At 64.8% G+C, this 22,271-nt stretch carries 20 protein-coding genes; 12 read left to right on the forward strand and 8 right to left on the reverse strand.

Going from position 1 to position 22,271, the window contains the following annotated elements:
• The first annotated feature begins 19 nt into the window (after positions 1 to 19).
• From KUV82_RS04485 to KUV82_RS04500, 4 genes are read left to right on the forward strand one after another with little or no spacing between them, the layout of a single operon-like run.
• On the forward strand, positions 20 to 1,723 hold the full coding sequence (locus KUV82_RS04485) for a DUF4153 domain-containing protein (RefSeq protein WP_219955690.1): 1,704 nt from the start codon (positions 20 to 22) through the stop codon (positions 1,721 to 1,723).
• A gap of 58 nt (positions 1,724 to 1,781) precedes the next feature.
• Positions 1,782 to 2,084: an Asp-tRNA(Asn)/Glu-tRNA(Gln) amidotransferase subunit GatC gene (gene gatC, locus KUV82_RS04490; protein ID WP_219955691.1), complete on the forward strand. Its 303-nt coding sequence runs from the start codon at positions 1,782 to 1,784 to the stop codon at positions 2,082 to 2,084.
• Positions 2,084 to 3,565 carry an Asp-tRNA(Asn)/Glu-tRNA(Gln) amidotransferase subunit GatA gene (gatA, locus tag KUV82_RS04495; RefSeq protein ID WP_219955692.1) on the forward strand — a complete coding sequence of 494 codons (1,482 nt, stop codon included), beginning with the start codon at positions 2,084 to 2,086 and terminating at the stop codon, positions 3,563 to 3,565. Before gatC ends, gatA begins: the two co-directional genes overlap by 1 nt.
• A complete protein-coding gene (locus KUV82_RS04500) occupies positions 3,565 to 3,765 on the forward strand; it encodes a hypothetical protein (protein WP_219955693.1) in 201 nt (66 codons plus the stop codon). The genes gatA and KUV82_RS04500 overlap by 1 nt, the downstream gene beginning before the upstream one ends.
• Positions 3,766 to 3,782: 17 nt before the next feature.
• On the opposite strand, the gene KUV82_RS04505 is transcribed toward KUV82_RS04500, so the two are convergent.
• Positions 3,783 to 4,523, reverse strand: coding sequence for a class I SAM-dependent methyltransferase (locus KUV82_RS04505; RefSeq protein WP_219955694.1), 741 nt, complete (start codon positions 4,521 to 4,523; stop codon positions 3,783 to 3,785).
• Between the two features lie 66 nt (positions 4,524 to 4,589).
• Between KUV82_RS04505 and gatB the strand changes: the two genes are divergently transcribed.
• The 6 genes from gatB (at position 4,590) to KUV82_RS04535 (ending at position 11,492) form a co-directional block, all read left to right on the forward strand.
• The gene (gene gatB, locus KUV82_RS04510) at positions 4,590 to 6,092 is read left to right on the forward strand and encodes an Asp-tRNA(Asn)/Glu-tRNA(Gln) amidotransferase subunit GatB (protein ID WP_219955695.1); all 1,503 of its coding nucleotides are present in this window, start codon (positions 4,590 to 4,592) and stop codon (positions 6,090 to 6,092) included.
• Between the two features lie 79 nt (positions 6,093 to 6,171).
• A complete protein-coding gene (locus tag KUV82_RS04515; protein WP_219955696.1) occupies positions 6,172 to 8,334 on the forward strand; it encodes a S46 family peptidase in 2,163 nt (720 codons plus the stop codon).
• A 191-nt stretch (positions 8,335 to 8,525) separates the two neighbouring features.
• The gene (locus KUV82_RS04520) at positions 8,526 to 9,335 is read left to right on the forward strand and encodes a hypothetical protein (RefSeq protein ID WP_219955697.1); all 810 of its coding nucleotides are present in this window, start codon (positions 8,526 to 8,528) and stop codon (positions 9,333 to 9,335) included.
• Between the two features lie 32 nt (positions 9,336 to 9,367).
• Complete coding sequence (locus tag KUV82_RS04525; RefSeq protein WP_219955698.1) at positions 9,368 to 10,555, forward strand: M48 family metallopeptidase; 1,188 nt, start codon at positions 9,368 to 9,370, stop codon at positions 10,553 to 10,555.
• On the forward strand, positions 10,552 to 11,148 hold the full coding sequence (locus KUV82_RS04530) for a hypothetical protein (protein ID WP_219955699.1): 597 nt from the start codon (positions 10,552 to 10,554) through the stop codon (positions 11,146 to 11,148). Before KUV82_RS04525 ends, KUV82_RS04530 begins: the two co-directional genes overlap by 4 nt.
• Positions 11,149 to 11,255: 107 nt before the next feature.
• Positions 11,256 to 11,492: a hypothetical protein gene (locus tag KUV82_RS04535; RefSeq protein WP_219955700.1), complete on the forward strand. Its 237-nt coding sequence runs from the start codon at positions 11,256 to 11,258 to the stop codon at positions 11,490 to 11,492.
• Positions 11,493 to 11,495: 3 nt separating this feature from the next.
• On the opposite strand, the gene KUV82_RS04540 is transcribed toward KUV82_RS04535, so the two are convergent.
• From KUV82_RS04540 to KUV82_RS04550, 3 genes are read right to left on the reverse strand one after another with little or no spacing between them, the layout of a single operon-like run.
• A complete protein-coding gene (locus KUV82_RS04540; protein ID WP_219955701.1) occupies positions 11,496 to 12,026 on the reverse strand; it encodes a hypothetical protein in 531 nt (176 codons plus the stop codon).
• On the reverse strand, positions 12,023 to 12,703 hold the full coding sequence (locus KUV82_RS04545; protein WP_219955702.1) for a hypothetical protein: 681 nt from the start codon (positions 12,701 to 12,703) through the stop codon (positions 12,023 to 12,025). Before KUV82_RS04545 ends, KUV82_RS04540 begins: the two co-directional genes overlap by 4 nt.
• 11 nt (positions 12,704 to 12,714) lie before the next feature.
• Positions 12,715 to 13,503: a hypothetical protein gene (locus KUV82_RS04550; protein ID WP_219955703.1), complete on the reverse strand. Its 789-nt coding sequence runs from the start codon at positions 13,501 to 13,503 to the stop codon at positions 12,715 to 12,717.
• A gap of 166 nt (positions 13,504 to 13,669) precedes the next feature.
• Here KUV82_RS04550 and KUV82_RS04555 point away from each other — a divergent pair, with 166 nt between their 5' ends.
• Positions 13,670 to 13,846, forward strand: a complete 177-nt coding sequence (locus KUV82_RS04555) for a hypothetical protein (RefSeq protein WP_219955704.1) — start codon at positions 13,670 to 13,672, stop codon at positions 13,844 to 13,846.
• Positions 13,847 to 13,918: 72 nt separating this feature from the next.
• Here KUV82_RS04555 and KUV82_RS04560 read toward each other — a convergent pair whose 3' ends face one another.
• From KUV82_RS04560 to KUV82_RS04570, 3 genes are all read right to left on the reverse strand, one after another.
• Positions 13,919 to 14,224 (reverse strand): hypothetical protein, encoded by a 306-nt coding sequence (locus KUV82_RS04560; protein ID WP_219955705.1) that lies wholly within the window; start codon positions 14,222 to 14,224, stop codon positions 13,919 to 13,921.
• A gap of 66 nt (positions 14,225 to 14,290) precedes the next feature.
• Positions 14,291 to 17,158 (reverse strand): M16 family metallopeptidase, encoded by a 2,868-nt coding sequence (locus KUV82_RS04565; RefSeq protein WP_219955706.1) that lies wholly within the window; start codon positions 17,156 to 17,158, stop codon positions 14,291 to 14,293.
• A 50-nt stretch (positions 17,159 to 17,208) separates the two neighbouring features.
• Positions 17,209 to 19,431 (reverse strand): penicillin acylase family protein, encoded by a 2,223-nt coding sequence (locus KUV82_RS04570; RefSeq protein ID WP_219955707.1) that lies wholly within the window; start codon positions 19,429 to 19,431, stop codon positions 17,209 to 17,211.
• Positions 19,432 to 19,549: 118 nt separating this feature from the next.
• On the opposite strand from KUV82_RS04570, the gene KUV82_RS04575 reads away from it, so the two are divergent.
• On the forward strand, positions 19,550 to 20,998 hold the full coding sequence (locus KUV82_RS04575; RefSeq protein WP_219955708.1) for an ATP-binding protein: 1,449 nt from the start codon (positions 19,550 to 19,552) through the stop codon (positions 20,996 to 20,998).
• On the opposite strand, the gene KUV82_RS04580 is transcribed toward KUV82_RS04575, so the two are convergent.
• Positions 20,995 to 22,170: an acyl-CoA dehydrogenase family protein gene (locus KUV82_RS04580; protein ID WP_219955709.1), complete on the reverse strand. Its 1,176-nt coding sequence runs from the start codon at positions 22,168 to 22,170 to the stop codon at positions 20,995 to 20,997. The genes KUV82_RS04575 and KUV82_RS04580 overlap by 4 nt on opposite strands.
• Positions 22,171 to 22,271 lie beyond the last annotated feature (101 nt).

Consider the following 22,271-nt stretch of genomic DNA (forward strand, 5'->3'; position numbering starts at 1 on the left):
GGATAATGGGGGAGGGCGCATGACCGGCATAGCGACGGACACCGCGCCCGAGCCCAAAACCGAATGGCCGCTGCGGCCCTGGGCTCTGGCCGTTTTGCTGGCGCTCGCCGGGCTTGGCATCCACCTCGCCGCTGAATGGGACGAGGCACAATGGCAGCCCTGGCGCGCGGCGCTGACGGCGGCCTTTGCCTTCGGACCGCTGGCGCTCGCCTTCACGCTCGATCCCAAACGCTGGCAGGCGCCGCTGGCCTTTGCCCTGCTGGTCGCGCTGGTCATGGCGGGCATTGCCTGGCGCGTCGCGAATGCGGGCGATCGCTACGTTGACGAGGTCTACTGGTTTGCCGCCGGCGTCGTTGCCTGCGCGCTGGCCCTGCCGCTGTTCCAGGCGGGCTTTCACAGGCTGCGCTGGAAGACGCCCTATGACGCGACCCACTTCCATGTCTGGACCGATGCGATCAGCTTTGCAGGCGCAATGGCCTTCCTTGGCCTCTCGTGGATGCTGCTCTTCCTCCTCGCCGCGCTGTTCGCCGCGATCGAGATCGATTTTCTCAAGAACCTGATCGACAAGGACTGGTTCGGCTGGATGTTCTCCGGCGCGGCCTTTGGCGCGGCGCTGGGCGTGCTGCGCAACCAGCTGAAGATCATCGGCACGCTGCAATCGGTGGTGATGCTGGTCTTCTCGATCATTGCGGTCCCGCTGGCGATCGCGCTGGCGATCTTCCTGCTGGCGGTGCTGGCGAGCGGTATTTCCGTGCTCTGGAACGCGACCGAAAGCCCCACGCCCTTGCTGCTCTCTGTCGCGGTGGCGGCCTTCGTGCTCGTGAACGCGGTGGTGCGCAATGGCGATGAAGAGGCGAGCGACAGCCGCATCTTGCGCTGGGCGGCCCTGGCGCTGGCGGTGATGATCTTCCCGCTGGCGCTGATGGGCGCGGTCTCCACCGGCACGCGCATCGCGGAATACGGCCTCAGCCCGGAACGCATCTGGGGCATCATCGCGCTTGCCGTGGCCGTTGCCTACGGCCTTGCCTATCTGATCGCGCCGATCCGCGGGCACATGGCGGGATGGATGGAGCGGGTGCGCACCGCCAACATGCACCTGGCGCTTGGCACCTGTGTCCTCGCCTTCGTCCTTGCCCTGCCGCTGTTCGATTTCGGCGCTCTGTCCGCGAAGAACCAGATCGCGCGGCTGGAAGCGGGCGAGGTCACGGTGGACGAGTTCGATTTTGCCGCGCTGCGCTGGGATTTCGGCGATGCGGGCAGGGAGGCGCTGGCGGGCCTTGCGCAGTCCGATGATCAGGAGGTGGCCGAACTTGCCGCTGCTGCCCAGGCCCAGAAGATGCGTCCCTATCGCTCGCGCGAGGATCGCAGCCGCCAGGATGAACGCCTTGCGAACCTGCGGATCGAGTTCGAGGACGAGGCGCTTTCCGCGCAGGTGCGCGAGCACGTGCAAACGTCCTCCTGGCGCTGCGGCAAGCCGTGCGTGGCGCTTGATCTCGGAAGGCGCGAGGATGGGCAGCGCATTGTCGCCCTCGTTGAAAGCGGCCGCGTCTACTACGAAAGCTTCGGACCGGCCGATGACGGCACTGCGAAGGAAGTCGAAGCCGCGGCGACCGCGATCACCCAGATCCCCGAACAGAGCGCCGATTCCACGGTCGAAATCCGCGATTGGACCGGCCGGAGGGTTTTTATCGATGGAAAGCCGGCAGGCGAGCCCTTCGAATAGCAATTCGCCGCGCTATCCCGCTTGAAGCGCGGCCCCCTCGCGGCTAGTGCGCGAACCCATGTCAGTCACACGCGAAGAAGTGGCCAAGATCGCCTCGCTCGCCCGTATCAAGATGGGCGATGACGAGCTCGACAAGATGGTCCCCGAATTGAACGGTATCCTCGACTGGGTCGAACAGCTGGGCGAGGTCGATTGCAGCGGCGTCGAACCGATGACCGCGGTCATTCCCAACACGCTGCGCCTGCGCGACGATGTCGTCGATGCGATCCCCGAGACCGCAGGCGGCCGCCGCGAGGATGTGCTCGCCAACGCTCCTGCCGCCGAACACGGCTTCTTCGGCGTGCCCAAGGTGATCGAATAATGACCGACTTTACCCAGCTTGGCGTCAAGCAGATCCGTGACGGCGTGGCCGGCGGCGACTTTACCGCGCGCGAAGTGGCGGAAGCCTTCAACGCGGCCGTGGCTGCTGCTGCAGACCTCAACGCCTTCATCGTCACCACCCCCGACCACGCGCTCGCCGCGGCAGATGCCACGGACGCCAAGCGCGCCAAGGGCGAAGACCTCGGGAAGATGGGCGGTGTGCCGATCGGCATGAAGGACCTCTTCGCCACCAGGGGCGTGCAGACCACCGCCGCGAGCCATATTCTCGAAGGGTTCACGCCGCAGTACGAAAGCACCGTCTCGCAGAACCTTTGGGATGCGGGCGCGGGCATGCTCGGCAAGCTCAATCTCGACCAGTTCGCGATGGGCAGCTCGAACGAGACCAGCTACTTTGGCAATGTCGCTTCGCCGTGGAAGAAGGACGGCACCAACGCCGCGATGAGCCCTGGCGGTTCGTCGGGCGGCTCGTCCAGCGCCGTCGCCGCGCGCATTGCACCGGCTGCGACTGGTACCGACACGGGTGGCTCGATCCGTCAGCCCGCCGCCTTCACCGGCATTTGCGGTATCAAGCCGACCTATGGCCGCTGCAGCCGCTGGGGCGTCGTCGCCTTCGCAAGCTCGCTCGACCAGGCTGGCCCGATGGCCCGCAGCGTCGAGGATTGCGCGATCATGCTCGAAGCCATGGCCGGCTTCGACCCCAAGGACGCGACCAGCCTCAAGATGGACGTTCCCGCATGGGAAGCGGGCCTCGATGCAAACCTCAAGGGCAAGAAAATCGGTGTCCCGAAGGAATACCGGATGGACGGTACCGATGAGGAGATTCTCAAGAGCTGGGAGCAGGGCAAGGAATGGCTGCGCGATGCGGGCGCCGAGATTGTCGATATCTCGTTGCCGCACACCAAATACGCGCTGCCCGCCTATTACATCGTTGCGCCTGCCGAAGCTTCGAGCAACCTCGCGCGCTATGACGGCGTGCGCTACGGCCTGCGCGACCTGCCTGATGGGGCGGGCCTGCAGGACATGTACGCTGCGACCCGCGCCGAAGGCTTTGGCGACGAGGTCAAGCGCCGCATCCTGATCGGCACCTACGTGCTCAGCGCCGGTTTCTACGACGCCTATTACACGCAGGCGCAGAAAATCCGCACGCTGGTGGCGCAGGACTTCGAGAAGGCCTTCGCCCAGTGCGACGCGATCCTCGCGCCGACCACGCCGACGGCGAGCTTCCCGCTGGGCAGCCTCGATAAGGACCCGCTGACGATGTATCTGAACGACGTCTTCGCCGTTCCCGCATCGCTGGCGGGCCTCCCTGCCATGAGCGTGCCCGCCATGGTCAATTCCGATGGCCTGCCGCTCGGCCTCCAGCTGGTTGGCAAGCCCTTCGACGAGCAGGGCGTGCTCAACGCCGGCCTCGCGATCCAGCAGCGCGCCGGGTTCGAGGCGCAGCCGGAGAAGTGGTGGTAATGCCCGGGATCGGGATGTTCCTGGTCATCCTCGGGGCCATGTTCCTCACCGGAGCGGTGGCGTTCTACGTTGCGCGCAATGTCGAGCACGGCGAAGCGCGCTTCGGCCCCGGCGGGGAGCAACTTCCCACCCAGCCACCGGCCGACGACAAGGCGGATGCGAGCGTGACCGTCACGCAAAGCGAGAAGAGCGCAGACTAGCTCTCGCTTGCGCTCGGCTAACTGCTGCCGATGAGCGCTTCTTTCAATCCCAGCATGGCCACTTGCGGGGCCTGACGTTTCGGATTGGTTCCCTTGCCGAGCGTGTTGAACGTGTGGACGGATGCACAGGCTCGCTCGATCCTGCGGTAATCGTCGTAGAGTGAATAGGAATAGAAGAGCCCGTCGCCTTCGCTTTCCATGTATCCCTTTCCGCCCGTGCGAACCCAATCCAGGGCGTTCCACAGGCCCAGCTTTTCGACGACGGTCTTAAATGCTCTCATGGGCACGCTCCCTTGACCGAACTTGTTGGAATCGGACAGGAAAACAGCACTTTTTGAAACACGGAGCATCTCGTCGACCGCTTTTGCAGGGTGCGGGATGTGGTGGAGGGTTGCGAACTCGCACACCAGATCGAACTCACCGTCAGGGAACCCGAGGTTCATGGCATCGCCATCGATGAGCATGTCTTCAGGGATGCCCTTGGCGTATCCGATCTCGCGCAGCTGGGCCGAGGGTTCGATACCTACGATCCGAGCATCCGGGAATCTTGCCTGCAGAAGCGACAAGGCTCTGCCCGTGCCGGAACCGATGTCCAGAATGGACTTGAAGCCGAACAGCTCTATCGCGCCGCACATCATGGACAGCGCGAACTGGTGTTCGTCCAGCTGGTGATGGTGCAAACTGTCGTATTCGGCAGCGGTTCGTGAATAGTATTCCCTCTGCCGGGCCTGTTGGCCCAGCGAATCCAGTTTCGGCATTTCGGAACCCTAGAATTCGACGCTTGAGCGCTTGGCATAGCAGACTACTCGGCATATTGGAGCCGCATGACGATCAGCACTTACCGCATCCAGGGCGCAACGGGCGAATGGGAGGTCGTGATCGGCCTCGAAGTCCACGCGCAGGTCACCTCCAACGCCAAGCTGTTTTCGGGCGCTTCGACCGCTTTCGGCGCAGAGCCGAACACGCAGGTCAGCCTCGTCGATGCGGCGATGCCCGGCATGCTGCCCGTGCCCAACCGGGAATGCATCCGCCAGGCGGTGCGCACCGGCATGGCGATCGAGGCCGAGATCAACAAATACAGCCGGTTCGACCGCAAGAACTACTTCTATGCCGACCTGCCGCAAGGCTACCAGATCAGCCAGCTCTACCACCCGATCGTGGGCGAAGGGCAGCTGCTGATCGAGGCCGACGAGAAGGCCGGGATCGGCGAAGACAAGGTCATCGGCATCGAGCGCATCCATGTCGAGCAGGACGCGGGCAAGCTGATGCACGACCAGCATCCGACCATGTCCTATGTCGACCTCAACCGCTCGGGCGTGGCGCTGATGGAAATCGTGTCCAAGCCGGACATGCGCTCGCCGGCCGAAGCTGGAGCTTACGTTCGCAAGCTGCGCTCGATCCTGCGCTATGTCGGCTCGTGCGACGGCAATATGGAAGAGGGCTCGATGCGCGCCGACGTCAATGTCTCCGTGCGCAAGCCGGGCGAGGAATTCGGCACGCGGACCGAGACGAAGAATGTGAACTCGGTGCGCTTCGTCATGCAGGTCATCGAATACGAGGCGAACCGTCAGGTCGACGTGCTCGAAAACGGCGGCACGGTGGACCAGGAAACGCGCCTGTTCGATCCGAACACCGGCACCACGCGGACCATGCGCTCGAAGGAAGACGCGCATGATTATCGCTACTTCCCCGATCCCGATCTGCTGCCGCTGGAACTTGAGGACTCGTTCCTCGAGGAATGCCGCGCATCGCTGCCCGAGCTACCCGATGCCAAGCGCGCTCGCTATGAAAACGAGCTGGGCCTTACTCCCTACAACGCGCGCGAACTGACCGCCGAGGTCGAAACCTTCGCGCGCTTCGAGACGCTGCTTGCGGCCGCCGCCGCCAAGATCGGCAAACCCGAAGCCAAGGTCGCGACGCAGGTTGCCAACTGGGCGCTCTCGGTTGCTCCGGGCGTCGCCAAGTCGCTCGGCGACGAGGCCGACATGGCCAACGCCACTGCCGAAGCGCAGGCCAGCATCCTTGCCATGCAGGACAAGGGCGAGATTTCCGGCGGCCAGGCCAAGGAAATCTACGAAATCGTCCTCAAGGAAGGCGGCGAACCGGAGAAAATCGCCGACGAACGCGGCCTCAAGCAGGTGTCCGACACCGGCGCGATCGAAGCGGCCATCGACGACATCATCGCCAAGAACGGCGACAAGGTCGAGGAATACCGCGGCGGCAAGGACAAGCTGTTCGGCTTCTTCGTCGGCCAGACGATGAAGGCCATGCAGGGCAAGGCCAACCCCGCAGTCGTCAACCAGATCCTGAAAGACAAGCTGGGCTAAGATACCGGCCCACGAAACGCATATTCGGGTGGGCATAACAGTTTGCGGCCGCCCGACCATCGAGAGAGGAGTCGCATCCATGCGCAAGATAACCACCGTCGCAGCGCTGCTCGCCTGCGCCGCATCCGCCCCACTGGCTGCCAAGGAGGGGATGTTCACCCCCGGCCAGCTTCCCGAGATTGCCGACGATCTGCGTCAGACGGGACTCGAAGTTTCGCCCGAAGCGCTTTCCGATCTCACGGGTTTTCCGATGGGCGCCATCGTGCAACTCCAGGGTTGCTCGGGAAGCTTCGTCTCGGGTGAAGGCCTTGTCGTCACCAACCACCACTGCGCGCGCGGTTCGGTGCAGTACAACTCGACCGCCGAGAACAACTACCTCGTCAACGGCTTCCTGGCGAAGACCAAGGGCGAGGAGCTGCCCGCAGCCCCCGGTTCGCGCGTCTATGTCACGACCGAGATCACCGACGTCACCGCGCGGGTGCGCGACGGGCTCGACGGCCTCTCCCCTTCCGAGCGCTACGACACGGTCGACCAGCGGGTGAAGGACATCACCGCCGAATGCGAGGCCGAGGCGGGTTACCGTTGTCTCGTCGGCAGCTTCTATGGCGGCAAGGATTACACGCTGATCAAGCGGCTCGAGGTGAAGGACGTGCGCCTCGTCTACGCCCCGGCGGACGCCATCGGGAAGTACGGCGGCGATATCGATAACTGGATGTGGCCGCGCCACACGGGCGATTTCGCCTTCTACCGCGCTTATGTCGGCCCGGACGGATCGTCGGCGGAGTATTCGGAAGATAACGTACCCTACCGTCCCGAACATCACCTCAAGGTCAGCGCCGCCGGTCTCGAGGATGGCGATTTCGTCATGGCGGCGGGCTATCCCGGCTCGACCAATCGTTACACGCGTCTCGGCGAAGTGAAGAACACCTTCGAGTGGAGCTATCCGACCTTCGTTACGCTGATCAACGACTGGATCGACACGATCGAGGCGGCGGCGCCTGAAGGGTCCGACGCGCGGGTGAAGTACGAATCGCGCCTCGCTGGCCTCAACAACTTCGAGAAGAACCTGCGGGGCCAGATCGATGGCGCGCGCCGGGTCGGCCTGGTGAACCGCCGCGCGGCCCGCGAAGAGGCGCTCGATGCGTGGATCGCCGCTGATGCTTCGCGCGCGGCCTATGGCGAGGCGATTGCCGCGCTGGACGTGCTGTCGGAAGAAAGCGCCACCGCCTCGCGCACCAACTTCTGGTACAATAACGCAACCCGCCCGCAATTGCTGAGCGCAGCGCAGCGTCTCTACCGTCTCGCCAAGGAGAAGGAAAAGCCCAACGCGCAGCGTGAAAGCGGGTACCAGGAACGCGACATGGCGTTCTTCCGCCAGGGCCTGCAGGCGCTCGACCGCCGCTACGACGCCAGCGTCGACAAGGCCGAGTGGCTGCTGTTCCTCGCCGGATACCTTGCGCAGCCCGAAGCCGAGCGCGTGACAGTCTTCGATGAGGCCCTGGGCCTGACGGGCGTAGACGATGCCAAGCAGCTCGAAGCGCTGGTGGATGGCTATTACGCCGGCACCGCGCTGGGTGACAGCGACACGCGCCTTGGCCTGATGGACGCGAGCGTTGCCGATCTCGAAGCGAGCGATGATCCCTTCATGAAGCTCGCCATCGCGCTCTACGATTACGAGCGCGAGTTGGAGGAGGCGAGCGAGGAGCGGTCCGGCCGCGGCCTGGCACTTCGCCCCGCCTATATGGAAGCGATCACCGGCTGGCAGCGCGAGCAGGGGCTGGCGACCTATCCGGACGCCAACAGCACGCTTCGCGTGACCTATGGCACGGTGCTGGGCGGTTCGCCCAAGGACGGCATGGCCTACCTGCCGTTCACCACGTTGGAGGGCATCCTCGAAAAGGACACGGGCGAAGATCCGTTCAACGCGCCCGAAGCGCAGCTGAAGGAAATCCGCGAGAAGGATTACGGCAGCTACGCGCTCGAAAGCCTTGGCACGGTGCCGGTGAACTTCCTCTCCGACCTTGACAGCACGGGCGGCAACAGCGGCTCCGCCACTCTCAACGGCCGTGCCGAACTCGTTGGCCTGCTGTTCGACGGCACATTCGAAAGCGTGAACTCGGACTGGGATTTCGACCCGCGCACCACGCGCACCATCCATGTCGACACCCGCTACATGCTGTGGGTGATGGACAAGGTCGACGGCGCGCAAAACCTCATCGAGGAAATGGACGTGGTCCGCTGATCTTTTGCGCCTGCGAAGAAAATCGAGGGGCTCCGGAGCGATCCGGGGCCCTTTCTTCATGGAGGCCCAGCTTTACTGTGTCAGAATTGCCGCATTCGCGATTTTCGAATTTTCGCACTCCAAATCCGAATTGAGCTGCATCAGTCTTTCGAATAAATGGCGCACAGGGATACTATAAGGGGGTCGCAAATATGCCTGCCAAAACTTTCCGCGCCGCTCTTGCGGCGGTTGCTTGCGCGAGTCTTGCTGTCACGTCGGTTCCGGCCAGCGCCGGTTCGATGACGCGCGAAGGCTTCACTTTCCCGGCCGATGGCCAGATGAACATCGTGGTCTTCCGCCCCGACGTGAGCGTCGGTTCGATGAAGGTCGGCGGTATGGACGAGCCCAACGCCGAGTGGACCGAACAGGCCCGCGCCAACATCCAGCAGCAGCTCGAAGCGCGAGCCGGCCAGCTCAACGCCAATGTCACCTTTGTCGATGAACTCGAAGGCGAGGATGCAGAGCTGCTGACTGAATACCGCGCGCTGTTCGAAACGGTTTCCGGCGCTGTCTTCCAGCACGTTACGCAGGGCGACACGCTGAAGACCAAGGAAGTGCGCCGGATGCACAACAACAACGGTCGCGTGCGGGAGCGCACCTTCCCGTCGCTCGACTGGACGCTCGGCCCGGGCGCCGCACAGCTCAAGGAAGCGACCGGCGCGGATTACGCCATGTTCGTCTTTACCTACGACGCCTATGGCGATGCCGGCCGCAAGGCCGCGCAGGCCGTCGGCATGCTGGGCTGCCTCATCGGTGCCTGCGTGATCGTGAAGGCGGGCGTTCACGTTGGCTATGCGGGTCTCGTGAACCTGGAGACCGGCAACATCGTGTGGTTCAACACCGACCTCTCGATGGGCGGCGACCCGCGCGAGCTCGATGGTGCGGAAAAGCGCGTGCGCCAGCTGATGGAAGGCTTCCCCGAACGCCAGGAAGCAGACGGCGCTAGCGGCGTGGCCGAGTAGGCCGAGAGCCGCCTGTCAGGGGTAATCTGACCATGCGCAAGCTTTGCCTCGCAGCAGGTGCAGCGGCGATGGCTCTTCAGCCACTTGCCGCCGCCGCAAGCGACACGGCTGTTGCCGATGCGGTTGCTGCCGCCGATCCGCTGCCCGAACTCTACCAGCCGCAGGACGATCTGGAGCGCGGCCTGTGGCTGCGCATGGATGAGTATGAGCGCGATCTGAAATCCTCGCGCCAGGTCATTCATGATCCTGAGCTCAACGCCTATGTGCGCTCCGTCCTTTGCAAGATGGTGGGCGAGGCGGAGTGCCAGAACATCCGGCTCTACATCTCGCACACGCCACACTTCAACGCGACCATGGCGCCCAACGGCGTCATGCAGGTCTGGTCGGGGCTGCTGCTGCGCACCCAGAACGAAGCCCAGCTGGCCACCGTCCTGGCGCATGAATACGCGCATTTCCGCCAACGCCACGGGGTGAAGCTGTTCCGCGAGGCCAAGGAGAAGTCGAATACGGCAGCCTGGCTTGCCTTTACCGGCATCGGCCTGATCGCCTCGATCGCGATCGCCGGATCGATCTTCAAGTTCTCGCGCGAGCAGGAGCAGGAAGCCGATCTCGGCGGGCTCGCGCTGCTCGATGCGGCTGGATACGACACCAGCGAGGCCGCGGTGCTGTGGCAGCAGCTGATCAACGAAGAGGACGCAACGCGCCTCGCTCGCGGGAAGAAGAAGAAGCGCAAGGCCAAGGCGGGCATGTTCGATACCCACCCGGCCAACCAGCAGCGTATCGACTACCTGCGCGAAGCGGCTGCCGGGACACCCGGAACGCCGGGCCAGACAGGCCTTGCCGAATACCAGCGGGCCATGCGCAACTGGTGGCCGGTATTCCTCGACGACCAGCTCAAGATGAACGATGACGGGGCGAGCACCTACCTGCTCGATTCCATGATCAACGCCAACGGCTCAACGCCCTGGCTCGAATTTGGTCGCGGCGAGCTGGCGCGCCGGAAGGGCACGCCCGAAGCGCTGGAGGCCGCTGTATCGCATTACAGCGCAGCCATCGCGGCAGGCGGTGACCTGCCCGAACTGTGGCGCGGCCGTGGCCTCGCCCTGAAAAAGCTCGGCCAGCCGGCCGCGGCGAAAGCCGACCTTGAAGAGTATCTCGTCCGCGCGCCCGAAGCCGCGGACCACGCAATGATTTCGATGATTTCCGGAGGGATCCAATGAAAAAACTGATCGCAGCACTGCTGGGCTTCGCGCTCGTCACCGCGCCTGTCACGCCGGCCATTGCCGGGTGGAAGCTCATGGAACAGGGCGAATCCGTGAAGGTCGCCAAGGGCAGCCTCTATGTGACGCCGGGCGAAGACTGGAACCGCTGGAGCGTGCGCCCTATCAAGACCAGCGAGATCTGGACGCTCGACGGGACTTCGCTGAACGAGCTTTACTTCGTGTCGAACTTGCCCAGCGGCAAGACGCTGTTCCGCGACGCGAACAAGAAGGAGCGCCCGCTGCCCAAGTTCTCGTCCTCGATGGACCTCACCGAGATCCCCGAGTTCGTGGAAAGCTCGACCCGCCTGGCGCTCAATACCTCGGTCTTCAACATGACCTCGGTCGAACCCGCCCAGCTGGCCGGCCACCCCGCCGTGCGCTTCACCTATGACTACGCGGTCGAAGGCAGCCCCCTCAAGCGCAAGGGCATGGGCATCGGTGCGATCGTCGGCGGCCAGCTGCAGCTGGTGACCTTCGTGGCGCCGGAAACCTATTTCTTCGAACGCGACCTTCCCAAGGTCGAACAGATCATCGCCAGCGCGACGATGTAAGCGGGGGCTTGTTCCCGACACATAAGGGGCCGCCGGAGCGATCCGGCGGCCCCTTTGCGTTTTGGCGGAAAGGTCCTAGCCTTGTCGCTTGGAAGGGAGCGTTCGCCATGAAATGGGCCTTTTTCGTCTTCGTCGGCCTCTACGCCGTCGCCCTGTTTCTCCTGGCCGTCGGAACCTTCGGCTGGTTCGGACAGGAGAGGGACCCCCTCTCAGGCGTCTTTCTGATGCCGCTGGGCCTTCCGTGGACGATCATCGCCGACCGGCTTGGCTTTGGCGGTTGGCTGACGGCCGTGCTCGCGCCCGCCATCAACGCGGCGATCCTGTACGCGATCTGGAAGCGCTAGGCGTCAGTTTCCGTTTGGCGGATCGACCCGCGCAATCGGCGCCGCCTTCCCGAGTGCCGCAACATGCGTATCGGCCTCTTTGAGGACCGACAGGAAGGCGCGGTAATCCGCGTCGAAACACCCGTCGTTCCAAGCGATCTCGGTAGTCGTCGCTCCCTTGGTAAGCCGGATGGTGCCATAGGCGGCATCGGTCATGCGGTTCTGGCAGTCATCGTAATCAGGGGCGACTTGGGGCAGCTTGCGCAAGATCGCCTGGAGCGCCGTGTAGTTGGCCGCCGCGGGCTTGATCGTGTGCCAGGCGAGTGAGGGCGGCCGGTTGAAGGGCGCGCCGTCGTCGCGAAGCGCCTCGGTCCAGCTGCCTCCGCCATCGGGTGTCATGCGCCAGGATGAAACCGGCGCTCCCCAGCTCTTCACTTCGAAGGCGACGAAGTCCCAGTCCGGGCCGGGAGGCGGAGCTTCCTGTGCGCCCAGCGGCGCTGCCGCCCACAAAGCCAGCAGCGCACCAAGGGAGAGGCGGCGCTGCGCGCCGGTCATCCGCCTTCGATCAGCGCGTCGACGACCACATAGGTTTCCGGTCCGAAGCTGATCGTCACCTGATCGCCCTCGCGGCTGGTGGTGAAGTCCCACCCGGCCGATCCGTCCGCCTGCGCGCTGTCGGCGCTGGTCGGCGTGGTGCCGGTAAAGAACAACGCGCGCTTCATGCCGTCTGGCTTGGTTACTTCGACGAGGTGGGTGCCATCTTCGCCCCAGTTGCGCTTAACGCCGGCCTCGCACGTGCCCTCGGGCGGACTGCCGTCGAAGCCGCAGGGGAGCATGGTGGTGGCGTTGTAATCGGTGCCGGCCACCAGCGCGTCTTCCTCGGCCGTTGGAGCCATTCCAACATTGGCGTCGCCCATCGGCACGCTGACAAGGCGCACCCCGTCGATGTTGTCGACGATCTCTCCACCCAGCGCTTCGGCTGACGCTTCGGTAGGACAGCCGATCAGCATGGCGCTGTCGTCGAGGTAGTTCGACGTTGCAGCGCTTTCGCCGAGACGCCGACAGGGATCGCCGGACGCGGGATAGCCGTCTCCGAAGGGGGCGAGCGTTTCCGGTATCACGGCGAGCTCTTCGACAGGCGCTTCGCTGCCGCTGGAATCCTCCGCCGCGCCAGAGCAGGCGGCGAGGGCCAGCACCGAAACGCAGCAGGCGGTTTTCGCAAGGGGGTTCATGACCTTTCCCCTCAGCGGCACTGCGGATGGCGACCGATGTCGCGCAGGTCGTAGAACCGGCCATCGGCGATTGTCACCTGGATGCACTGGCGTCCGGTGCGATCGTACTGGATCGAATAGCGCGTGTTCCCGCTGGTGAAGTTGTCGACCTGCCGGAAGCCGCGGCGCTCAAGGGTGTCCATGCCGCTTCTTGCGCGGACGCCCTGGAGGTCACGGTACTGTGCCGCCTGGTAGTAGCCGCCGTGGCCCTGGTGGTAGCCGGTGTTCGCAGCCCTCTGCTGGACGCCGGCAGTGTAGCCGTTGTGATAGGGCGTGGAGCGGTCGTAATTGTGATAGGCGACGTTGTGGAGCCCGTCGTTGTAGCCGCGCTCATAGGCTCGCTCGTCGTCACGGTCGTCGTGATGCCGGCCATTGTCATGGTGATGCGACTTGTGGCTCAGCAGGGCGCCGAGGATGGCGGCGCCCGCCGCAATGCCGACCGCAGCGCCCGCACCGCCGCCCTTGTGATGGCCGCAATCCTGGTCGGAGGCATCGTTGATCGTCATGATGCGGCCGTCGTAGACCTCGACATTGACGCAATCATCGTCGCGCTCGTCCCACCAATAGCTGTAGACGTAGCCCATGTTGTTCTTGTGCGTGGACACGTGGGAGAACCCGCGATCGCGCAGCGCGCGTTCACCGTCGCGGCCATACATGCCGTTGATGTCGACCAGCTGGTTGGCCTTTTCAGCCAGCACCGGGGTCGCCGTCATGGCGGTTGCGGCGGCCAGCAGGGCGGTTTTCGAAAGCAGCTTTCTCATGGCGAACAGTCCCTCTCCATCGTGTCAGCGTGCACGATCCGGGCCGTCTCGCTCGCCGAAACGACTCGGCATGCAAGAGCAAAGCTATCACGAAGCACTCGAAAGAAAAGACTACCGTTTTTGGTAGCTTGACGGCAGACTCGGCGAGAATTGAGGAGAGGAACCCATGACCCATCTCGACATCGCCCACGCAGCCGTGGCCGCCGTACTCATTTTTCTCACGATTTGGCTGATCCGGCGAAACGATCCTCCCGATGCGAAACGTCGCTGGGACTGGCGGATATTCGTGGGCGTCTTTATCGTCATGACCATCTTCAATATCGTCTGGCCCTATTCTCACTGAGGCCTCCACCAGCGGACGCAAAAAGGGCGCCGGGATCGCTCCCGACGCCCTTCGTGTAACGTGTAGGACCGCTTAGCCCTGGCGCTGGCCGGTCAGGGCCATGTCGCCGAACGCACCGGCGTTGACGGTGCCGGTCAGCTGGTCGCCATTGACGGTGGCGGTGCAGTTGAGGGTCATCGGCATCGGGACGGTCATGTCCATCTTCCAGTTGATGGTGTCGCCATCGACCGAACCGTCGGTGATGTCCATCGAGCCCATGCCGCCGGCCATCGAGCCGGTGAAGCTGCTGCCGTCATCGCTCGGCACGACAGTGAGGGTGCCCTTCTGGTCGCCCATCGGGCTCTTCACGACGGTGTCATAGGTACCTGCTACGGACATGGGTATTCCTCTCTTTGGCTAGGGGTAAGATTGCCGTTCCTTCGGCGTTGCTGACATGAATGTCAATTACTCGGTTGAGCCCATCTCGACCTGCTCGACCGGGAGGCCGAGCTGCTCAAGCTGGGGTGCGACCACCTCGGCATCGCCCACAACCACCCAGACGAAACCGTCCGGATCGATGGTGGCGCGTGCAGCGGCATCGAGGCTGGCCTGCGTCTGCGCACGGTAGCGATCGGCCAGCAGCTCGTAATAGTTGTCGGGACGGCCGTAGAGCGCGTTGTTCTGCATCGCGCGCAGGATCGCGCCCGAGGTTTCGAACTGGCCCGGAAGCTCTCCGATCTCGGCGGTGACGATGCGGGTGATTTCCTCCTCGTTCACGCCGTTGGTGCTGAGGAACTCGCCCGTCTCGCGGATCAGCTCGGCCAGCGCATCGCCCGTGCGGTCGGCCTGGACCGGTGCGCGCACGGTGTAGGCAACCGCGTTCTCGTTGGTCAGCGGAGCGCCGCGTACGCCGTAGCTCCAGCCTTTGCTTTCGCGCAGGTTCATGTTGAGGCGAGCGAGGAAGTTGCCGCCCAGCGCGTTGTTGGCGTTGAGGAAGTCGACATAGGTCTCGTCGCGCGCATCAGCCGGGGTCAGCTGGCCGCCGTAGATGTAGCTCTGCGGCGAGTTGGGCCGGTTGACCAGCACGATGCGGCTGCCTTCATCCGAAGAGGCCGCGGCGCTGGCAAAGGTCTTTTCGCCCTTGGCAACGGCCGGAGCCTGCCAGTCGCCGAACACTTCGTTGAGCGCAGCAGCGACCTCTTCCAGCGGACGGTCGGAGACGACGAACACTTCGCCGTTGTCGGGGCGGATCCAGCGGTTCTTGAACCCTGTGATGTCCTCACGCGTGATGGCGCCAAGCGAGGCCACCGTGCCATCGCCCGGACCCGCATAGGGGCTGTCCGCGCCGTAGATCAGCGGGGCGGCCGTGCGGGCTGCAATCGAGGCAGGGGTGCGCATCGCCTGCTGGACGCTGGTGACCTGCTGGGCACGCACGCGCTCGATCTCCGCCGGGGCGAAGGCCGGGTTGCGGACCATGTCGGACATCAGCTCGAGCGAAGGTACGAGGTTGGCCGAAAGCGCCGACAGGGTGAAGGTCGACCGGTCGGCGCCGCCACCCAGCGAAATGTCCGCACCAAGGCGTTCGCTGGTCTCGGCGATGACGCGCGAGCTCTTGGTCGTGGTGCCTTCTTCGAACAGGCGCAGCGCGAGGCTTTCAAGGCCGCGCTTGTCGGCCGGATCGGCGGCGCTGCCGGCGTTGAACGACAGCGTCACATAGGTCGCCGGGATTGCCGTGCGGTTGGCGTAATGCAGCGTCATGCCGTTGGCGAGAGTGGTGCGTTCGACATCGGGGAAGTCGAGTTCCGCGACCGATTCAATCGGCGGGGCCGGGCGCACCTTGGTGACGGTGAGCTCACTTGCGGCGGGATCGGCTACGGCATCATCGGCTTCGGCGGCCACGCTTGCGGCTTCTTCGTAATCGCTGTCGCGCTCGCCCGGTTCAAGGACCAGCGTCATCGACGGACGGGTCAGCCAGCGCTGCATTGCCGCCTGGACATCAGCCGGGGTGAGCGAGGAGAGGACTTCGAACTGCTTGGCGTAGAAGTCCGGCGCGTCGGCCAGGACCTCTCCCTGCGCGAGCGTCACGGCCTTGCCGCCGAATCCACCGACCTGTTCGAGGCCGCGGATGGTGTCGGCTACGCTGCTGGTGGCGGCGCGGCGTACTTCGTCTTCGGTCGGGCCTTCGGCGATGAACTGCGCGACGAGTTCGTTGAGGCGCTGTTCGACCACGGCCGGATCGGCGTCCGGCGCTGCGGTCGCGGAAACGGTGAGGATACCGACGCGCTGGAAGGCAAAGTTGCCGCCCGAAACGCTGACGGCCAGCCCTTCATCGCGCACCAGCGCGTTGTCGAGGCGGCTCGAGGACAGGCCGCCGAGGATCTGCGCGCCGATGTCCAGCGCGATAAGTTCACGGTCGGTAATGCCCGGCGCGGTCCAGTACTTGTTGATGCTGGTGGCCGCGACCTGGTCGCGCATCACGGTGCGAACATCTTCGGCAAGCTCGGTGATCTCCGCTTCGGCCGGGTTGTTCACCGGGCCGCGAGCGATGGGGCCGAAGTACTTCTCGACCAGCGGGCGGGCTTCTTCGGCACTGACATCGCCGGCCAGCACGATGGTGGCGTTGTTCGGGCCGTACTTGTCACGGAACCAGCCGCGCACATCGTCCATGCTCGCGCTGTCGAGGTCGGCCATCGAACCGATCGGCGAGTGGTCGTAGGGGTGGGGTGCCGGGAAGAGCGTGTTGATGATCTCGTAGAAGATCAGGCCGCCGGGCTGGTTGTCGCCCTGACGCTTTTCGTTCTGCACCACGCCGCGCTGGTTATCGAGCTTCTCCTGCGTGACGGCACCCAGCAAGTAGCCCATGCGGTCGCTTTCCAGCCACAGCGCGCGTTCCAGCGCCGGGCGCGGAACGGTCTGGAAGTAGTTGGTGCGGTCGAAATTGGTGGTGCCGTTGTAATCGGTCGCGCCCATTTCCTGCAGGTACTGGAAATAGTCGTTGGGTGCGTTTTCCGAGCCGTTGAACATCAGGTGTTCGAACAGGTGGGCAAAGCCCGACTTGCCTTCCGGCTCGTCCTTCGAACCGACATTGTACCACACGGCCACGGCCACGATGGGCGCCTTGCGATCGGTATGGACGATGACGTCGAGGCCGTTGTCGAGCGTGAACTTCTCGTAGGGAATATCGACTTCGTCGACCAGCGCGGTGAGCTCTGCGGGCTTGACCTCATCGGCCGCCGCGGCCTGCGCCTGGGCAATGGTCGGAGCGGTAACGGTGACCCCCAGCCCAAGGGCTAGGGCAAAGGCGCTGGCGGTCAGGAAATGCTGTTTGCGCATGGTACCTCGATAGTCGATTCGATGGATGTGTCGGACGGGACGCTATCGCCTCAGCGGCGGTTCGTCACCGTTTTGCGGGTCTGGGCGTTTGCAAGGACGTCCTCGCGCCAGAAATGGACGGGTTTCAGCCGCTTCTCGACGAACAGCTGCATCTGGTCGGTGTAGTGCGGCGAGCGGGGCCGGGTGGTCGCCGCGCCGAAGGGCTGGATCGAGCGCGAGGTAACGCGTTCGCCCGGCATCCATTCGACCCACTGGATGAAACTGTCGCCATGGCGCAGCGCGAGGCGGCCGTCATCATGAACGTGCCACAGGGTCGAGGCGCGCAGGGTGTCGGAGCCGCCATCGAGCGGCAGGTCGACATCGCCCTGGCGCAGGCGCAGCAGCTCGCTCATCGGAACGTCGAGGCGGCCGAAATGCGTGTCGAGGTGGGTCACGGCTTTCTCCAGCTCTTCGAGCACGGTCGGGCAGCCCTTGTTCTGGTAGCGGCAGGACATGAACTCGCGGATGATCAGCAGGGCGAGGCTGTCGGCCGGCCCGATATTGTCGGCAGTGAAGTCCCATTCGATCAGGAGATCGCGCGCCGGGGCCAAGTCAGGACGCTCGGACAAGTCGAGCGCTTCAAGCCCGTCCCAGAGGTCCGCGATGTAACCTGCGCGCATGTATCCGGTGTCATACTTGACCCGCTCCAGCGCGGCGCGGTCGAGCTGGCCGGCCTCGCTCAGCAGCTTCCAGGCCATGCGCGAGCGGTTGGTCTGCTTGAGTTCAACGCCAAGTTCGGGCGCGAAGTCTTCCGGTGCGAGGTCGCTGCCTTCGCCTGCTGCGGTAAACGGCGTGTTGTTGGCGTTGTAGAGCCAGCCGCTCGCCGGGTTCACGTAGCGGGGCAGCTCTTCGTATTCGACCGGGCCGTCGGTCAGGAGAGCAGGGTCCGACCCGTCGAGGACGCCGCGCCAGTTGGCCCCTTCCGGCCGGTCGGGGATCGCTGCGTTGTAGACATAGGCGATGTTGCCCTCGGCGTCGGCGTAGATGAAGTTGGTCGAGGGAATATCCATGCGGGAGAGCACGGCTTCCCATTCTTCCAGATTGGTCGCCTTGTTGAGCCGGTAATAGGCGTCGAGTTGGCCGAGATTGCCGATCCCGCCATAGCGGAAGGCAAAGGCGCCCTTGTCGTTCTTGATCACCGGGCCGTGGACGCTGCGGTGGATCTCGCGGCGGATCGGCAGGACCACGGGGCCAAAGCGCACGGGCAGGGTCACGGTGCGCGTTTCCAGATCGCGCCACTCGTCGGCAAAGCGATAGCGCGTGCCGCTCTCATCCAGCTCGAGCTCGTAGACGTCGACCATGTCGGGCATGTTGACCGTGTTGGTCCAGCCGAGCGTGCGGTTGTGGCCGAGGAAGGGGAAGGGCGAGCCGGGGAAATTCGCCCCAGTGAAGTGCCAGCCTTCTTCGCTTTCCACGCTGAATTCGTACCACGCGACCCCGCCGCGCAGCGGCTGGTGGCTGTTGGAGATAAGCGTGGTCGGTCCGCCGGATCGTTCGGGCGTCACGGCAAAGGCGTTGGAGCCATTGTGCGCGCCATCGCGGCCGAAGGGCGAGTAGGCGAGGCTTTCCTTTTCTGCATCTTCTGCGGCATCTTCTGCCGGCTGGAGCGCGGTGTCGGACGAGCCTTCGCGCGGGAAACCGGGAATGTCGGGCCCGAATTCGCGTCGCAGGTCGCCGCCTGTCACCAGCGGTTCGATCACCCCGTTGAGGCCGAAGAAGAACGGTTGGCGCAGCGCGAAGCCGGCGGCGACATCCTTGCCTTCGACCGGGAAGAGATTGCCGAGCTTCAGCTCGCCCGGGTGCTGCGCGGCGTAGTCGTTGAGACCGGTTGCGTAGGCTTCGAACAGCGCCTGTGTATCGGCGGGCAGCTTGGGATACTCGCTCTCCGCGGTGCCGCGCGCATCGAGCAAGTGGTAGACATAGTCGATTGCCGCGCCGTCCTGCCCGGCAATCGCGCCGTAGCGCCCGCGCGCCATCGCGATCACGTCCTGCAGGGTGCTGAAATCGTCCTCCGCATGGGCGATCGCCACGCCATAGGCCACGTCGCGGTCGCGCTCGCCGTAGATGTGCGGCACGCCGAATTCGTCGCGGATGATCTCGGCGGTGTAGGTCTCGTCCGACAGGGCCACGCCGTCGCGCTTGGCCCAGAAGGGCTCCCAGGTGGCGAGCGCGATGAACGCGGCCAGCACGAGTATCAGCAGCGCAAACCCGATGCGCCCCAACCATGACGTCATGAATGTGTCCTCTCTTGCGCCCTGCCTAGCCGCAGGGCGGGCCAGCCGCAATGCGGTTGGGCAAAACCGCGCGAACGCCTGTTCCCGTTTGCGGATTCGCCGCGCTACCCAGACCTCTGTGACAGCGCAGATCACCATCGGCCACGAATCCTCCGGCAAACCGGTCGAATTCGATATCGAGGAGCTTCTCGCGACCCGCTTGCTCGTCCAGGGCAATTCGGGGAGCGGCAAGTCGCACCTGCTGCGCCGCTTGCTCGAAGAAAGCGCTGGAATGGTCCAGCAGGTGGTGATCGACCCGGAAGGGGACTTCCCCTCGCTGGCCGAGAAGTTCGGCCATGTGGTGATCGACGGCGCCGCTTACTCTCCGCCCGAGATCGAGGCGCTGGCGCGCCGCATCCGTGAACACCGCGCCAGCGTGGTGCTCGACCTCGACGGGCTGGAGGTCGAACAGCAGATCCGCTGCGCCGCCCAGTTCCTGACTGCCCTGTTCGATGCTCCGCGCGAACATTGGTACCCCGCGCTGGTTGTGGTCGATGAAGCGCAAATGTTTGCGCCCGCCGCCGCAGGCGAGATGGCGGAAGACACCCGCCGAATGACGCTAGGCGCCATGACCAACCTGATGTGCCGCGGGCGCAAGCGCGGCCTTGCCGGGATTGTCGCGACCCAGCGGCTGGCGAAGCTGGCCAAGAACGTGGCCGCCGAAGCCTCCAACTTCCTGATGGGGCGCACCTTCCTCGATATCGACATGGTGCGCGCGGCCGACCTGCTGGGCATGGAGCGGCGGCAGGCGGAGCGCATCCGCGAGCTCGAGCGCGGGCATTTCCTCGCGCTCGGCCCGGCCATCACCCGCGTGCCGCTCGCCTGCAAGATCGGCCCGGTGCAGACCGGCCATACGGTGCAGAGCGAAGGGCTGATGGCGCTGCCGGACACCGCGCCTGAAGACATGGAAGCCTTGCTCACCGCCGATCTGGCGAGCGAAGTCGCCGCCGCGCCGCCTCCTCCGGCGCCGCCGCCCGCCCCGCGGGTGGATGAGATGGAAGACAGCATCGCCCGCGCCGAGGAACGCCAAGTCGATGCGCCAGCCGAACCGATCGACACCTCGCACGTCGCCATCCGGATCGAGGAACTGATCGCCGAACTGGCGGGCGAGGAGGGCATCGCCTTCCAGTCGGCCAGCGCGCAGTACCAGACTTTCCTGACGCGCTGCCGCCGCGAGCGGCTTATCGGCCCGATGCCCGATATGCGCGCCTTCCGCCGCCGTTTCGCCATTGCGGGCGCTGGGCTGGACGAACTCGATGAGGCGATGCAGGCGCGGATCATGCAGCTTGCCAGCGCGGTGGAAGAGGACCTGCTCGGCCCCTTCCTGGTGATCGCAAAGGCAGCCCATGCCGGGGAAACCCAGGTCGACGAAAACGAACTGGCCCGTGCCTATGGCACGAGCTCTCCGGGGCGTATTCGCCGGTTGCTCGACCATCTGGAACGGCAGGGCCTGGTGGTCGTGCGCGAAGACTTCGGCGGCGATCGCACCGTCATGGTGCCCGGCCTCGAAGGCGTGGGCGCCGGCTAGCGCGACCCGCCGAACAGCTGCCGGCCTGCAAGGTCGAGCATGATTTCCTCGCTGCCTCCGCCGATCGCGTTCACCCGCACCTCGCGGTAGATCCGCTCAACCTTGCTGCCGGTGATGTAGCTCGCGCCGCCGAGCACCTGCGCCGCCTCGCGCGCGACATGTTCGAGCATGCGGGTGGCCTGGACCTTGAGCATGGCGAAATCGGCGGGACGGTCGCGGCCTTCGCGCACTTGCCAGGCGCATAGGTCCACCCAGGCCTGCGTCGCCTCGATCTGGCGTTCCATGTCGGCGAGCTTGATGCGGATCGACTGGTGGCCGACCAGCGGCTTGCCAAAGGTCTCGCGGTTCTGCGCCCAGTCTGCGGCCTCGGCCATGGCCACGCGCGCATAGGCGCAGCAGCCCATCGCCATACCCAGCCGCTCGCCATTGAAATTGCGCATGATGCCGATGAAGCCGCCGTTCTCCGGCCCGATGAGGTTCTCCGCAGGCACACGTACGTCGGAGAAATGGATCGCGGCGGTATCGGAACAGCGCCAGCCCATCTTGTCGAGCCGGGTCCGCTCCACCCCTTCGCTGTCCATTTCGATCAGCAGCAGCGAAATGCCGCCTGCGCCTGGGCCGCCAGTGCGCACGGCGCAGGTGAGCCAGTCGGCGCGCATGCCGGAGGTGATGAACATCTTGCCGCCGTTGACGACGTAATGGTCGCCGTCGCGCACCGCCGTGGTGGCAAGATTCGCGACGTCAGAGCCGCCGCCCGCTTCGGTAATGCCGAGAGCGATGATCTTCTCGCCCGCCAGGACGGGCGGGGCGATACGCTGCTTCAGCTCGTCCGATCCGAGCGCAAGGATGGGCGGCAGGCCGATCCCATGCGTCATCAGCGAGGCACCGAGGCCGCCCGCGCCGACGGCGGCCAGTTCCTCGGTGATCACCAGCCCGTGGAAGATGTCGAAGCCTTCCTCGTGCCCGCCGTATTCCTCTGGATAGCGCAGGCCGAGAATGCCCGCCTCAGCCGCCTTGCGGTGCAGCTCGCGCGGCAATTCGCCTTCCGCCTCCCAGCGGTCGATATGCGGCGAAATCTCGCGCTCGACGAAGCGCCGCACGCTTTGTGCGAGCGCCTCATGGGTCTCGTCATAGAAGGGGGAACGGGCGCGCCACTCGTCGAAAGCTGTCATGGAGCAGAGACTTGCGCGGTCGGGCCGCGCGGTCAATCCGGGACAAAAATTTGTCGCTCCCCCTCGTCAACGCGGTCCTGACCCCTATATGCGAGTAACAC

Origin of the sequence: Qipengyuania flava (assembly GCF_019448255.1) — a bacterium.
Lineage (GTDB): Bacteria > Pseudomonadota > Alphaproteobacteria > Sphingomonadales > Sphingomonadaceae > Qipengyuania > Qipengyuania flava_A.

Bases quoted from the DNA above. Each gene is read 5' to 3' on its own strand.
- KUV82_RS04500 (WP_219955693.1), top strand. From the start codon at position 3,565: ATGCCCGGGATCGGGATGTTCCTGGTCATCCTCGGGGCCATGTTCCTC.
- KUV82_RS04535 (WP_219955700.1), top strand. From the start codon at position 11,256: ATGAAATGGGCCTTTTTCGTCTTCGTCGGCCTCTACGCCGTCGCCCTG.
- KUV82_RS04540 (WP_219955701.1), bottom strand. From the start codon at position 12,026: ATGACCGGCGCGCAGCGCCGCCTCTCCCTTGGTGCGCTGCTGGCTTTG.
- KUV82_RS04580 (WP_219955709.1), bottom strand. From the start codon at position 22,170: ATGACAGCTTTCGACGAGTGGCGCGCCCGTTCCCCCTTCTATGACGAG.
- KUV82_RS04485 (WP_219955690.1), top strand. From the start codon at position 20: ATGACCGGCATAGCGACGGACACCGCGCCCGAGCCCAAAACCGAATGG.
- KUV82_RS04515 (WP_219955696.1), top strand. From the start codon at position 6,172: ATGCGCAAGATAACCACCGTCGCAGCGCTGCTCGCCTGCGCCGCATCC.
- KUV82_RS04555 (WP_219955704.1), top strand. From the start codon at position 13,670: ATGACCCATCTCGACATCGCCCACGCAGCCGTGGCCGCCGTACTCATT.
- KUV82_RS04570 (WP_219955707.1), bottom strand. From the start codon at position 19,431: ATGACGTCATGGTTGGGGCGCATCGGGTTTGCGCTGCTGATACTCGTG.
- KUV82_RS04565 (WP_219955706.1), bottom strand. From the start codon at position 17,158: ATGCGCAAACAGCATTTCCTGACCGCCAGCGCCTTTGCCCTAGCCCTT.
- gatA (WP_219955692.1), top strand. From the start codon at position 2,084: ATGACCGACTTTACCCAGCTTGGCGTCAAGCAGATCCGTGACGGCGTG.
- KUV82_RS04550 (WP_219955703.1), bottom strand. From the start codon at position 13,503: ATGAGAAAGCTGCTTTCGAAAACCGCCCTGCTGGCCGCCGCAACCGCC.
- KUV82_RS04560 (WP_219955705.1), bottom strand. From the start codon at position 14,224: ATGTCCGTAGCAGGTACCTATGACACCGTCGTGAAGAGCCCGATGGGC.
- KUV82_RS04520 (WP_219955697.1), top strand. From the start codon at position 8,526: ATGCCTGCCAAAACTTTCCGCGCCGCTCTTGCGGCGGTTGCTTGCGCG.
- KUV82_RS04525 (WP_219955698.1), top strand. From the start codon at position 9,368: ATGCGCAAGCTTTGCCTCGCAGCAGGTGCAGCGGCGATGGCTCTTCAG.
- KUV82_RS04545 (WP_219955702.1), bottom strand. From the start codon at position 12,703: ATGAACCCCCTTGCGAAAACCGCCTGCTGCGTTTCGGTGCTGGCCCTC.
- gatC (WP_219955691.1), top strand. From the start codon at position 1,782: ATGTCAGTCACACGCGAAGAAGTGGCCAAGATCGCCTCGCTCGCCCGT.
- KUV82_RS04505 (WP_219955694.1), bottom strand. From the start codon at position 4,523: ATGCCGAAACTGGATTCGCTGGGCCAACAGGCCCGGCAGAGGGAATAC.
- KUV82_RS04530 (WP_219955699.1), top strand. From the start codon at position 10,552: ATGAAAAAACTGATCGCAGCACTGCTGGGCTTCGCGCTCGTCACCGCG.
- gatB (WP_219955695.1), top strand. From the start codon at position 4,590: ATGACGATCAGCACTTACCGCATCCAGGGCGCAACGGGCGAATGGGAG.